This is a genomic window from Desulfolithobacter sp. (genome assembly GCF_054025815.1).
Genome location: NZ_JBPMMS010000035.1, coordinates 78,740 through 92,707, shown reverse-complemented (window position 1 = coordinate 92,707; position 13,968 = coordinate 78,740). Strand labels below are relative to the sequence as shown.

Here is a 13,968-nt window from a genome sequence, read left to right as displayed (position 1 = left end):
CCTGCATTACCAAATCCTAACCGTATTGTAATTCAACTGAAAAACAGCGGGTATAGGTTCACGGTTGAGGCACAGTCGATTTCCCGTCCTGACCGGACACGGGACCAGAAGTTTCATCTTTATTCAATGCACAGCCAAACCAGGACCCCGATGCAAAAAGAGCTCAGAAGGAAGGACGCCGGGCATGAAGTCATCAACGCCATCTATATCAAAGTCTACGACGGGGACAGCCTCAACAAACTGTATGGAGACAACTTCACCAGGAAAGTGACAAATCAGATAAAAACTTTTCTCAACAGCGAAATAAAATGTATTAACAGATACATAAAATCGTCTGTGCATTATATGTCAGCATCGAAACACGAGTTCATAATTTACTGGAAAAAAGAACACCCGGATGACAATGACGAACTCAATTCCGACCTGGCATTTCTTTTCAAGATGAATCTTGAAAATACAATCCTCAGTATATTTATCCAGGAAATAGGACAGAAACCGCGAATAAAAGCATCCCATGTCTCCGACTTCCAGGTCACCGGTCACGCATTCAGAGAAAACTTTAAAGAGTGCCTTGCCCTTTTGAGAAAACGGGCCCGGTTCGACATCAATGTGAAAAAGTTGAAGCTGGCCGAAGAATTCCAGCATATTCTTCAGAAAAAGAAAATAGAAGTCCTTTACCAGCCGATCCTGAACTTCGCTGACGGTAAAATATACGGCTGGGAAGCTCTAAGCCGTGGACCCGAAGGCAGCATCTTCCGCTCTCCGGTGACCCTGTTTGATTTTGCCGAAAAATCGGGCGAACTGTTTGCTCTGGAAAAAACCTGCCGCGAAAAGGCCATAGGTTCCTTTGGCCCCATACTTCCTGAACAGAAAATCTTTATCAACATTCATCCCCGCACTCTTGCCGACCCGGAGTTTACCCCTGGAAAAACCCATGAAATTTTACAAAAATACAACTGTGAACCCCGAAACATCGTTTTTGAGATCACGGAAAAACACAGTATCAAAGACTTTTCTGTCTTCCACAAAACCCTGGACCATTACCGAAACCAGGGCTTCAAAATAGCACTGGACGATGCTGGAGCCGGATATTCCGGTCTGTGGAGCATGGCGGAGCTGCGGCCGGACTTTATCAAGATCGACATGGATCTGGTGCACAACATCGATCGCAATCCCATAAAAAGGGCACTGATGGAGACACTGGTTACCTTTGCCGAAAAGGTGAGCTCGAAAATCATTGCCGAGGGCATAGAAAGCGAAACTGAACTCAACGCGATCATCGACATGGGGGTTCACTTCGGTCAGGGCTATTATATCGCCAGGCCGGGATATCCACCATCGCACGAGGTAGCAACTCCGGTTCATACAAGTCAGGTTTCCATTCTGTCCAAGATATCATCCAGGAGTTCCACCTGTCTTTTGCCAATAGGAGACCTGACCGAAAACGTCCTGTCAGTCCACCGGCACACCAGGATCGAAGAACTGCACAAAATGATCAATGAAGATCCTGACATCGCGAGCATAGTCGTCTGTGACGATCATGAACGCCCGGTCGGGTTGATCATGACACACAACCTCATCAAGAAACTGGCCTCCCAGTATGGTATCTCTCTGTACTACAAGGAAAAAGCATCCTTCCTCATGGACAAGAACCCTATCATTGTCGACCAGAGCGCTCCCTCGGAACAGGTGGCGCAAAAAGCGACCTGCAGAGAGCGTTTCAAGGCCTACGACGACATCATCGTAACGGCGGACAACCGGCTGGTCGGTATTGTCTCGGTCCAGAAGCTCATCGACTACATGGTCCAGGTCCAGCTCGAGATGGCCAAGGGAAGCAACCCGCTGACCGGCCTGCCCGGCAACTGCGCCATCGAACAGATCATTGAGAAAAAAGCTGTTTCCCGGGCACCTTTCAGTATCATCTACGCCGATCTGGACAACTTCAAGGTGTACAACGACACCTATGGGTTCAAGAAAGGAGATGAGCTTATCAAGCTTCTGGGCTACGTCATGAACTGGGCTGCCAGGAGACATGGCAATACAGATGATTTTCTCGGACACGTTGGCGGAGACGATTTCATCCTCCTCACCACTCCGGAGCGGGCGGAAAGGATCTCGGTGGCGATTATCCGGTGCTTCAAGCGACTGGTACGCCAGCATTATTCGGAAGAAGACAGAAAAAGGGGCCGGGTAAGAGCAAAAGGAAGAGACGGTAGAGAATCATGGTTCAACCTGGTTTCCGTTTCCCTCGCCATCGTCGACTGCCAGAAAAGCTCTGCCTTTCCCTGCAGCCTGCAGCAGATAGGTGAACGGGCCGCAGAGATCAAGGCCCTGGCCAAGGCTATCGAGGGAAACTCCTTTTTCAGAGACCGGCGCTCCCTGTCCACCTGAGCGACAGGGGCCCCTGCTGCACAATCACCTGCCGCCGCTGTCTGGAGGCAGGTATTTTCTCAAGCTCCTGTTTCAAAACCTCCCCTCATAACAGGCTTTTGAACTGGCTCTATGGCAGGAAAGAATCAAGGCCCGGCAGGAACGGACATGGAGGTCCTCTCGAAGGACTGCAGATCAAGCCGCACCAGGTGGTAGTAGGCCCCCCTCCGGGCCATCAGTTCCTCATGGCTGCCCTGCTCCACGATCTCTCCCTGCTCCAGAACCACCACCCGATCCACCCGTCGGATGGTGGATAGACGATGGGCAATGATGATGGATGTCCGTCCCTGAAAGGCCTTGTTCATGGCCTGCTCCAGCAGGTTTTCCGTCTGGGTGTCCACCGAAGCCGTGGCCTCGTCAAAGATAAGTACCGCCGGGTTGCGGTAATGAATCCGGGCAAACCCCAGCATCTGCTTTTCTCCGACCGACAGGGTGCGGCCGGTCTCACCGATGCGTGTTTTCAGGCCATCGGCAAGACCAGCCACAAACTCCTCCATCCCGGCCAGACGGATAACCCTGTCCAGCCGGTCACGATCCAGGGGATCATCGAGGATAATATTGGTCTCCAGGCTGTCTGGCAGAATAAAGACCTCCTGAAGGATGACCCCGATCACCCGACGCAGATAATGGAGGTCAAAGACTCGCAGGTTGACCCCATCCAGAAGAATCCGGCCACGGAGTGGATCATGGAGCCGGACCAGCAGCGACAGGATCGTCGATTTGCCAGCCCCCGTAGAACCCACCAGAGCTATGGACTCACCGGCGCGAACCTCCAGGTTGAAATCCCTCAGCACCAGATCCTCTTCCTGGTAGCCAAACGTAACATGCTCAAAAAAAATCCGCCCCCGTACTCTGGACGGACGCACAGGCCTGGGTCCGCCGGGCATAACCGGTAGCGTCTCGATGGTTGGCCTGGTATCAAGCAGGGAAAAAATACGCTCGGCAGAGGCCAGGGCCGACTGGACAATGGAATATTTCTGCGACAGTTCACGGATGGGTTGGAAAAAGAGCCGCATGTAAGAGAGGAAGGCCGCCAGCTCGCCAAAGGTCAGCCGGTCTTTGAGAATTTCATGTCCTCCATACCACAGTATGGCGGCCACGGCCACCGTGCCCATGAGTTCGGTGAGCGGCATGAAGACGGCAAAAAGCCGGACCTGGGCCAGACCACTGCGGAGGTAATCCGTGTTGAGACGGTGGAACTTCTCCATACTTCTCTGCCCACCGCCGAAAAGCTGGAAAATGTGCACTCCGGACAGAGCCTCCTGGAGGAAACTGTTCAGTCTGGCCAGATGAGTGCGAATGGCGCGAAACCGTTCCCTGGCAAGCCTGGAAAAAACCATGACCATCACCAGGGACAGGGGAAGAAACAGCGCCATCAGAGATGCCAGCCTGGCGTTCATCCAGAACAGCAGAGCGACGATACCACCAAGCTTGAGTAGGTCTCCCACCATGGTCACCAGGACCGAGGTAAACATCTCATGCATGTTCTGAATATCGTTGGTCAGTCTGGTCACCAGCCGGCCAGCCGGCTGGTTATTGAAAAAGTTCATGTCCAGGCGGAGCATGTGGGCAAAAAGCTGCTGCCGCAGACCGTGCATGATGGACTGGCCGACCCGTTCAAGGACCACGGTCTGCAGAAAACCGGCAAGAAAGATAAAAACCACCAGGACCGCATAGAGGGAGGCGATCCGTCCCAGCCCCTGTATCCTGGAGGCCGTGTCCAGGTCCTGGGCGGTGATGTAGCGGTCAATACCGGCCTGCATGAGCTTTGGCAGCCACAAACTTGCCGCCGTTACAAGCAGTGCCAGGACCAGGGCCAGAACCAGGCGAGAACCATGATGGCGCACATAGCCCAGTATCCGCCGCCAAAGCCTGGCATCGGTCAGGCTGCCTACCTGATCCCCTTCGAAGTAACCAAAGTTTCGCACTTATCGGCCGAGCTCCCTGCTGCGGTGCTGTTTCTCGTGCATGATCCGATAGAGCCGGCTGCGCTCAAGCAGTTCCCGGTGGGATCCCTGGTGAATCACCCTCCCCTGGTCCAGGATGACAATACGGTCCATACTGCGCAGCAGTTTTATCCGGTGGGAAACGACCACCACGGTCCGGGCAGCCCGGGGATGCAAAAGCCAGGAGAGAATCTTCTCCTCGGTATCCACGTCAATGGCCGACAGTCCGTCGTCGATGATGAGGACCGGCCTGTTGCTGAGCAGGGCTCTGGCCAGGGCAAGGCGCTGGCGCTGACCGCCGGAGAGATTGACTCCACGCTCACCGACCAGGGTCTGATACCCTTTGGGCAGATCGAGGATCTCATCGTGGATACACGCTCTCCTGGCAGCCTCCTCCACCTCGCGCCTGGAGGCTCCGGGCCGACCCAGGAGAATGTTTTCATAGATGGTGTCCCCAAACAAAACAGGCTCCTGCTCCACCCAGGCAATATGGCTCCGCACCAGATCAAGGGTCAGGGTGTTGACATCACGGTGGTCGAAAAAAAGCGTTCCGTCGGCCACCGGATACATGCGGGCAAGCAATCGGCAGAGAGAGGACTTGCCGCTGCCGCTGCGTCCGGTGATCCCGATAAGTCCGGGACCGATCTCAAGCTCGATCTCCCTGAGTATCCGTTGACCGGTAGCGGGACAGGAAAAATTCAATCGGCGCAGGGTAAAGACAGGATCCCGCACAGGCCGCTCGTCGGTCCGGGGAGGGTCAGTCAGTATAGGCCTGGCACACAGCAGGGTCGAAACCCGGCGCAGCGAGGTCATTCCCCTCTGCATGATATTTGTTACCCAGCCCACCGCCATCATGGGCCAGACGAGCATGAAAAGATAGGAAGTGAACGCGACAAATTCACCAAGCGAAATCACCGAAAGGATGACCAGCCTGCCTCCGAAGTAAAGAACCAGCAGCATGCCCAGATTTCCAACCAGAGTGGCGGCAGGAAAGAGAAGACCCTGGATTGTAGCTACCTTAAGGTTCTCCCGGACCAGGTCGCGACCGAAGCGGTCAAAATGGCGGATCTGAAGCCCCTCGAGAGTATAGACCTTGATGAACCGGATGGAAACCAGGGTGGAGCGGGCAAACTCGGTGAGCAGGGAAAAATGGTGTTGGACCCGGTTGAATCGTCGGTGCATCCTGGTGGCCAGTATCCTGGTAAGGAGCACCAGGAAGGGCATGGGCAGAAGAGCGATCAAGGTAAGAAAAATATTGATGTGAAGCATAAAGGCGATGACGGCAACGGCCATGACCAGGGCATCGATGGCCGCCACCAGCCCCATGCCGCAGGCCATCTGTACTGCGGCCGTATCATTGGTGGCGTGGGCCATGATTTCGCCGGTGGAAGAGCGCTCGAAAAAATACCGGTCCAGGCCCAGGACATGCTTAAATATCCTGTCGCGGAGGGCCCGCTCAAGGCGACGTGAAAATCCGATGATCTGGTAGCGCCAGACAAAACGCAGCCCGGCCACACCCAGACCGGCGAGCAGAATGAGCCCGCCGGTTTGGAGCAGGGTCTGGCCGGTGGCGGTACCGGCAGCCAGACGGTCAACACCGAAACCGAGCAGACGGGGAATGAGCAACTGGAGAAAATCCACCCCGAGAAGGGCCATGAAGCCCAGCAGGAGCCGGCGGCGGTACCGGTGAAAAATCGGCAGGATCAGGCCAAGCGCCTCGCCCGTGGTGGTCTCGGTGGATTCAGGTGCGCTTTCCTTTTGTTGTGGGATATCGTCTTGCAAGGGATGCTTGTCGTCTGGCAGACCAGGTAGTGACTTCCCTGGTATTTCCCGGGCTATCTCCTCCCTTTGAGAAGCTCCCGGTACGCATTGGTCAGCTCGATAAACCGGTCGTGATCTCCTCCCTTGTCCGGGTGGAGTTCATGAGCCTTTTTCCGGTACAGCGCAGTCAGGGCCTTTCGGTCCATGGTCACCAGTTCCGCCTGGCTGATACCAAAGACTGAGCTGGCCTCTCCCACCGACATGGATACCCGGCCTCCGGCGGGCCGGCGATGGCCGGAGCCGATGAACCTCCGGGCGAAATCGTTTAAGCTGTGACCACCGGGAAAACCATAGTCAAAATACATGACCACGTAGCGAACCAGGTAGGAGGCGAGCCTTGCGTGACGCTCTATACCGAGCCAGAAATCTTCTTCCCTGTCCAGGCGGCAAATCTCCTTGAGGAAGAATTGATCAAGCTGCTGCTCATCCAGAGCTTCGGGATGGCTACGGGAGACCGTGGTCCTGAAAAACCGCTGCAGGTTGAAGATAGTGAACACGTAGCGCTTATACTCGTGCGGTTTCAGGCTCTGTTCCTGCTCTATGAAATACTGCTCCAGTTCATCACGTGATTTGTCCAGCAAGACCCGAAACAGCGCCGGGGAGCGGTTGAGTTCCCGCTGATCGATCTGGCCGAAGCGGAGAAAATGCTGCCGCCTCCGATCAAATTCGTGGGTCTCCTGCACGGCCCGCCGCCGCAGCTCGCCGTTCATCGGTTTCCAGCGCCGATGACTCTGACGGTCCATGAAGGGGGTGATTCGATCCCGGATATAGGGGTCGAGAAAGATGAAGAACAGTTTCTCCACCTGAAAAGGATCCGGCTCCAGGCCGCACCGACGGAGGCGCTCGAGAATCCGGGAATCGATGTAGTAGGAGGTTCCACCGGGATAGACGATATAATCCCCGGGTGACGGACCAAGCTCCACCAGGTCCCTGTGGACCAGGCGCCCGTCCAGTTCACAACTTTGGCAAATGGTGTAATGGATCTGTCCGGAAACCAACCGGCGTGCGAGATACATGGATGCTGACATACCTTTTATGCCTGAGGAGATCTCAAGCCATGCTCCTTTCCACCTGACGGATAATATCCTTCACCATATCGATGGAATAGGGCTTGACCAGGGTCCCCTTAAAATGATAGGCCCCGGGATTGAGGATGACCTGATCGGCAGAGTCGCCACTGGCAGCAATCATGTTGGCGTTCGGATCAAGCCTGTGGATCTTGCCTGCCGCCTCCCGGCCCCCCATCCCGCCGGAGACACGCAGGTCAAGAACCACCAGTTGAAACGGTCTGTTTTCCTCCATGGCCTGTTCGTAGAGACGGACGGCCTGTTCTCCATTTTCAGCCAGTTCCACCGAGCAGCCCAGCAGGGAAAACATCTTGGAGCTGACAATGCGTATCATCTCATCATCGTCCATAATCAGAGCCCGTATACTGATATCATCAGATGAACAGGCCTGATCCTGTTCCGGGGCAAAGGCCAGCGGAAAATAGAGATGGACGGTGCAACCCCGGCCTGCCTCGGATTCGATACGGACAACCCCGCCATGTTTCTTGACAATAGCATGGACAATGGTCAATCCCAACCCCATGCCTTTCTGTATTCCCTTCTGCTTGGTGGAAAAATAGGGATCAAAGACCCGGTCGAGCAGCTCAGGATCGATTCCCGGGCCGTTATCGATGACAGCCACATGGATATACGGTCCCGGTCGAAACAGAAGCCCGGTTTTCTCCCCCTCCCGGGCACCATCCACGCCGTCTATCCGGATGGTGATCTCTCCGTCATGTCCCACAGCTTCCAGGGCATTTTGAAGTATGTTGGAAAGCACAAGGATGATCTGGGACGGATCAACATCCACAGGCTCCAGACCATCGGAAGCCTCCAGCACGGTCCGCACCTCGGTTCCCTTGACTGCGTGCTCCAGCACATCGGCTATCAGGTCGCGAATATCAACCTGACTCCTGGATGGCAGATAATTGTCGGAAAAGGTCGTGAACTGCCGGATGAGATCGGTGGTGTGCTGCAGGGCCCTGTCCGCCTCTTTGAGAAGCTCAAGCATCTTGGGGCGTTCCCTGCAGCAGAGCAGGGCCATTTCCACATTGCCCTTGATTATTGCCAGCAGATTGTTGAAATCGTGCGATATACCACTGGCCATCATGGACATCGCGTCCAGCTTACGGATCCGCTGTAGTTCCCGTTCCAGCAGTTTTTGACGCTCCTGGGCCTGTTTGCGCCGGGTGATATCACGAAAAATACCGACAATGAAGATATGATCATCTTCGACCAAGGGGACGAGATTGACCGTTACCAGGCGGTCCCGGATATGCAGGGGGTCTTCACCGTCGAAGACAAGCGGCTCGAGAACACCTTTTTCCAGGCTTTCCAGCCAGCTCTCTATCTGCCTGCCTTCTTCGCCCAACAGGTATTCAGGGAGCCGGCTGGCCAACAACCTGACCTCTGGCTGGCCAAGTATCTGCAGCATGGCCCGGTTGGCCATGAGCACCCGCCCGCTGCCATCGAGCTCCACCACCCCTTCGCTCATTCGGTCAAGGATGATATCGTTATGGCGCTTGGCTGTCAGAAGTTCACGGGTCACTTCCCTGACATGCAGGCCATCCAGCCCCTTGACAGTGCAGTCGTATCTCTCTCCCCGGCGATATTGGGCAAGGGCATCGAGAATATACCGGCGCATGACCGAAGCCGGTCCCTTGGCAATACAGACATCCGCTTCCAGTTCCTGGACATTCACACCATCTTCCAGGGCGACACCGGAGAGAACCACAAGGAAAATGTGTCTGTAGCGGGAGGTGCTGCGAATGACCCGACAGAGCTTGGCTCCGTCGATCTTGGGCATGATCAGGTCAGTAAAAATGATATCTGGTTCAAGTTGAGGCACCATCTCAAGGGCCTGCAGACCATTATCCGCCGTACAGACCTCACAGCCTTCCTGCTCAAGGATGACGCTGAGAATTTTTAGTACAACAGGACTGTTATCAACTACCAGAACCTTGAGTTTTTTCATCACCGAGAAGTTCCCTCACGGCAGTGACCATTTCCTGAATATCAAAAGGCTTGCAGAATACCCGGTCAGCACCAAGCTCGGATGCTGCGGGCAGATAGGCTTCGGGACCGATCCTGCCCCCTCCTGAAATGGCAATGATTTTCACACTGCTGTATTCTTTTTTCAGAGTGCTGATGGTTTCCAGCCCCTCCTGTTCGGGCATAATCAAGTCCGTAATCACCAGATCCGCAGGATTTTCCCGCTGTATCTCCATGGCAATGCGCCCGTTTTCCGCAAGCAACACTTCATAGCCGGCCCATTTGATGACGTGGCTGAGCAATTCGCGCATATGTTCATCGTCATCTATAACCAGAATTCTCATTCTTTTCTCCGACTTTTTATGAAAGACCTGTTGCACCAGGCAGACGAACAACGACTTTCATGACTCTTTGCGCTGGTCCTGCGAGCTGGCACTGGTGTTCAATGTTTTACGGATGGTCTGGGCAAGAAGACGCATATCAAGTGGTTTCATCAAAAAAGTGCTGATGCCGGCCTGGCGGGCCTCATCCGGGGTCACGGCTTCGCTGAAGCCGGAACAGAGAATAACCGGTATCTCCGGCCGCAGCTTGTGAATTTCCCGGGCAAGATGCAGCCCGGTCATACGCGGCATGGTCTGATCGGTGATCACCAGATCAATACGCTGCCCCTCGGTCCGCACGTGATCGAGGGCCTGCTCGGGCGAGGTGGCCGGCAGGACGGTATAGCCGAGATATTGAAGCATTCTCGTACGCATGGCAACGATTTCCTCCTCGTCGTCGACAAAGAGGATCGTTTCCTTACCCAGTGGCAGGGCGACCACCACATCGTCCTGGTCCTGGGACTCCTCCGATGCACAGGGGATAAAAACGGTAAACTCGGAGCCTTTACCCTCCCTGGAGCGGACATCGATAATGCCATCATGGCTGGTGACGATTCCGTGGATTACGGCCAACCCCATACCGGTCCCCTCGCCCACCTCCCTGGTGGTAAAAAAGGGATCAAAAATCCGCTCCAGAAGATCAGCCGGGATTCCGTGGCCGTTATCCTTGACCTGGAGCATCAGGTACCTGCCCGTCCGCAGGTCAGGGTAGCGCTGCAGCTCATCGGGACCAGCGTCCACACTGCGAAGGACTATCTCCAGCCGTCCCTCTTCATGGTCGATGGCCTGAGCAGCGTTGGTACAGAGGTTCATGAACACCTGATGGATCTGGGTAAGATCAGCATGGATGCGGCAGACATCGGGATCAAGATCGGCCTTGATCTCGATAGTGGCCGGCAGGGAGGAGCGCAGCAGCTTGATTGCCTCCTTGATGGCCGGGACGATACTGACATTCTTGCGTCGGGAGGCTGACTGACGGCTGAAGGCCAAAATCTGACTGACCAGATCCCTGGCCCGGTTGGCTGCCTTCTTGACTGCCTGCAGGTGCTGGGTTACCTCCGGAAAGGTAAGCGTGGGATCACCATCGCTGTTCTGTCCGGGCAGACGATAGAGCAGCAAATCGGTATTACCGAGAATAGCACCCAAAATATTGTTGAAATCGTGGGCGATACCACCGGCAAGGGTGGCAATGGCCTCCATTTTCTGAGCCTGGATCAACTGTTTTTCCAGGGTCCGCTGCAGGGTAATATCCCTGGCTGTATGGGCATAACCGGCAAGTTTCCCATCTTCAACGATTGGGGTGCAGGTGATATGGAAAACCCGGCCCAGATACCTGTGCTCGACTTCCTGGACATGAATGTCGGTACTGGTACTGTTTACTGTAGCCGGACAGCTGCGGCAGGTTTCACCGCTGCCGGCAAAAAGCTCATGGCAGTATTTACCTTCGATCGGCTTGCCGTCGTCAAGCAGTTTCCTGGCCGCAGCATTGCCCTTTTTCACCTTCAGGTCCGGGCTCAGGATCAAGACAGGATCCTTTATCGCATCAAAGGTTCGCTGCCACTCCTGTTCTGTCTGGCGCAAGGCCTTAAGGGTCTGACGAAGGCTTTCGATCTCCTGAACCATCTCCCGGCTGGATCGCTGCGGGGCCGAGGTAATGTCTGGGCTCAATGCCTGATGTACATCTTTCTTTTTTTTCCCAAACATGAATGCTCTCGATAGAAACGTTAACCGCCAGGATAAAGGCGGAACAAAGCGGCGTCGTTGCCGGAAAACCGATGCGCTACGGTTTCCTTTCAGGCTCGCCGCCCGGTAGATAAAGGGAGCCCTGATCCGCCTGCCGGCCGGCCCATTTGCCCGGTCTCGCCGGCCCGGGGCGGCTCAACTGTCTCCTGCAGCCTGTCGTCGATTGCCAATTCGCCGGGATGCCGAAACACGGTCTCACGGAAAAAACGGATCAACCCCTTCCTCCGCCCGACGATACGGATCTGCTCCGGGATCAAGTTTGATATTTTATTCCGCATTATGGACATTTTATATTCTATATGGGTGGCGAACCTGTTGTCCAGGTACCAGGTATAAAAAAGCCCAAAAAGCAGGCCTGGCGGAGTAAATCCCTCGTCGCTGTTCACCAGGCGAAAATAGCATCTGGGTCTCCTGACAGAGGGTTGCATCCGGGCCAGACGGAGGAATGTATCCAGTTCATCAAGGGAAAAAAAACACTGCAGGTGGTGCTGTTCCCGAACCGTGAGACGAAAGATGCGCCCCACCTTTTCCCCATCCAGCAGCACATCCTCCATCTCCTTTTTTTCCGCATAATTACCCAGCAGCGACTGCCCGAGGGCGAGGAGAAAAGCCATCTCGAACCGCTCCAGACCTTCGGTCATGTCACAGCGAATCTTGATCCGGCGATCGCAGGGATCGTAGAACGAGAACACGTTATCCCATTTCTGGCTCCGGTGCCAGCAGTCCCGGTCCACCAGGGATATCCCCTGCACGTTCTCCAGGTGCTCCAGGAGAATATCGGGATGGTTCCAGACAATCTCGGAAACCCGCTCAAGGAGCCACTTCCTTTCGGTTTCCGGCATGCCCTCGCTGAACCGGGAATTTCTTGATATCTGTTCGGTGCTGAGATATCGGAGGAGCACCCGCACCTGTCCATACCGCTCACAGGGGACCTGGTTGTCCCTGCGAACCACCGGCCTGAGTCCTGTGGGCCCGTTCAAGGCAGGAGAACGGGCATGGTCCGGCAGATAGCCACTGACCTTGAGCCCCCACAGGGTCTGAACCGCACGGGCCAGGGCGTCGGGATCGTGCTGGACCACCCGGCGCTGGCTGAGCAGCTCGCGGGAAAAAATAGAGGCCTCAATTACCTCGAACCCCATCTCCCGGAGCCGGAACCTGTCCAGGTAAATGGGCTCCTTGGACTCCAGGGCATAACTCTGGAGGACAGACCCGGGAATATCGCGCAGATTCAAGGCAAGGATATGGGAAAAAAGGCCATTGACCCCGCCGGGGATATTGCGATGGTAGGCGTGGATAAGATCCGAGACATGAAACTTGCGATGGGGCGCGTCACGGGCCACATCGGTCTCGCCCTTCTGGACCCAGATATTGGCCACCAGCAGTTTCATGGCACGGGAATTGGCACGGATGGCCTCCGGCAGCCCGGATACCTGCATAATGGGAATGATGGATGTATAAAGACTGCCTGGGGCGAAGATAATGATATCGGCCTCCCGGACCTGCTGCAGCGCCTCGGTGGGAAGAAAAGGCTGCCGGGCAAACTCGACCAGGACCCGATCAACCGGATAGCCGCGTTGAGCGCGGGAGGACTTGTCTTCCGATGTCACCCGCACTCCGTTTGCATACTGGACCTGGAGTCGGGCATTGGTGGTGGTGCAGGGCAGGACGCTGTACTTGCCGGCCCCTATGTTGACCGCCAGCTTGCCCAGTCCCTTGATCATGGCGGTCCGGACAATACGGTGGCCGGCCACAAGGTCAGTAATAGAAAGAGCGGGATCGAGCAGGAGAAAAACAGAGCTGGCAAGAAGCAGGTTACCCAGGCACTGTGGACGCTTGAGAGACGGAGAGAGCCTCTGGTCGGCAAAGATCTGTTCGGTCAGGATGACCAGCAGTTCGCGAAGCTCGTCCGGGAGGTTATCGAGCCGGGCACCAGTGTCCTCAAGAAGCTGGGCTGCGGAACCGGGCCTGGAGATGAACCTGTAGTTGAAGATCGCATGCAGCTCCCGGGCTACAACCTCGGCCTGAAGCCGATTCAGACTGTAACGCCGCTGCAGGTCCTGACGCCGGATGGAAGAAAGCAGCACATGGCGGATATCCCCCAGGGCCACCAGGGGCAGGTGCTTGAGCAGCTCTCCGGTGGAACCGCCGTCATCGGTGACACAGACTATGGAGTGCAGGTCCGGAAAAACCTCCTTGAGACCGGTGAAGGGGTGATCACGCCAGGCCGGCCGCCGGGAATCACCGCCGATGATATTGGACAAACCTGTCCCACCGCCAAAGACCACGACCTTGACCCCATCGGTATTGACCAAAGAGAAGGTCTGCACAAGTTGGCTCAAACGACGGCCCAGATCCGGGGCCAGGAAATCCGGGACCCCGGACAGAGACAGGTCGATTATTTTTTCCGCCAGGTTATCGTGCTGCAGGAAATCGAGCACAGGAACCGCCTGGGTAGTCAACTCCTGCAGCTCCCGACTCAGGATATGATGCGGTTCGACTCTGGGCATGAATCCGGGATTATTACGAAAGTCTCCAGAACACCGTTGCCGGGCGGGCGGACTTTCATTGTTCGTTGTTCCCCGCGCAGCGGAGATGCCGGTTTACATGAAA

Annotated in this window: 8 protein-coding genes; 1 reads left to right on the top strand and 7 read right to left on the bottom strand. The window is 55.6% G+C overall.

The annotated features are described in order from the left end of the window. Positions 1 to 150: 150 nt before the first annotated feature. Positions 151 to 2,391, top strand: a complete 2,241-nt coding sequence (locus tag ACXJJY_RS10330; RefSeq protein WP_456387481.1) for a GGDEF domain-containing protein — start codon at positions 151 to 153, stop codon at positions 2,389 to 2,391. 125 nt (positions 2,392 to 2,516) lie between these two features. On the opposite strand, the gene ACXJJY_RS10325 is transcribed toward ACXJJY_RS10330, so the two are convergent. From ACXJJY_RS10325 to ACXJJY_RS10295, 7 genes are all read right to left on the bottom strand, one after another. Further along, on the bottom strand, positions 2,517 to 4,358 hold the full coding sequence (locus ACXJJY_RS10325) for an ABC transporter ATP-binding protein (protein ID WP_456387480.1): 1,842 nt from the start codon (positions 4,356 to 4,358) through the stop codon (positions 2,517 to 2,519). After that, positions 4,359 to 6,158 (bottom strand): ABC transporter ATP-binding protein, encoded by a 1,800-nt coding sequence (locus ACXJJY_RS10320; RefSeq protein WP_456387479.1) that lies wholly within the window; start codon positions 6,156 to 6,158, stop codon positions 4,359 to 4,361. It abuts the gene before it with no gap. Positions 6,159 to 6,211: 53 nt separating this feature from the next. Further along, on the bottom strand, positions 6,212 to 7,213 hold the full coding sequence (locus ACXJJY_RS10315; protein ID WP_456387478.1) for a J domain-containing protein: 1,002 nt from the start codon (positions 7,211 to 7,213) through the stop codon (positions 6,212 to 6,214). 34 nt (positions 7,214 to 7,247) lie between these two features. Next, positions 7,248 to 9,218, bottom strand: a complete 1,971-nt coding sequence (locus ACXJJY_RS10310) for an ATP-binding response regulator (RefSeq protein WP_456387476.1) — start codon at positions 9,216 to 9,218, stop codon at positions 7,248 to 7,250. Then, the gene (locus ACXJJY_RS10305) at positions 9,190 to 9,579 is read right to left on the bottom strand and encodes a response regulator (RefSeq protein WP_456387475.1); all 390 of its coding nucleotides are present in this window, start codon (positions 9,577 to 9,579) and stop codon (positions 9,190 to 9,192) included. The genes ACXJJY_RS10310 and ACXJJY_RS10305 overlap by 29 nt, the downstream gene beginning before the upstream one ends. Before the next feature lie 57 nt (positions 9,580 to 9,636). Then, positions 9,637 to 11,319: a hybrid sensor histidine kinase/response regulator gene (locus tag ACXJJY_RS10300; protein WP_456387474.1), complete on the bottom strand. Its 1,683-nt coding sequence runs from the start codon at positions 11,317 to 11,319 to the stop codon at positions 9,637 to 9,639. Between the two features lie 89 nt (positions 11,320 to 11,408). After that, positions 11,409 to 13,865: a 2-phospho-L-lactate transferase CofD family protein gene (locus ACXJJY_RS10295; RefSeq protein WP_456387473.1), complete on the bottom strand. Its 2,457-nt coding sequence runs from the start codon at positions 13,863 to 13,865 to the stop codon at positions 11,409 to 11,411. Positions 13,866 to 13,968: the final 103 nt, after the last annotated feature.

Coding starts and splice junctions, on each gene's coding strand:
- ACXJJY_RS10330 (WP_456387481.1), top strand. CDS start 151: ATGCAAAAAGAGCTCAGAAGGAAGGACGCCGGGCATGAAGTCATCAAC.
- ACXJJY_RS10315 (WP_456387478.1), bottom strand. CDS start 7,213: ATGTATCTCGCACGCCGGTTGGTTTCCGGACAGATCCATTACACCATT.
- ACXJJY_RS10310 (WP_456387476.1), bottom strand. CDS start 9,218: ATGAAAAAACTCAAGGTTCTGGTAGTTGATAACAGTCCTGTTGTACTA.
- ACXJJY_RS10305 (WP_456387475.1), bottom strand. CDS start 9,579: ATGAGAATTCTGGTTATAGATGACGATGAACATATGCGCGAATTGCTC.
- ACXJJY_RS10300 (WP_456387474.1), bottom strand. CDS start 11,319: ATGTTTGGGAAAAAAAAGAAAGATGTACATCAGGCATTGAGCCCAGAC.
- ACXJJY_RS10295 (WP_456387473.1), bottom strand. CDS start 13,865: ATGCCCAGAGTCGAACCGCATCATATCCTGAGTCGGGAGCTGCAGGAG.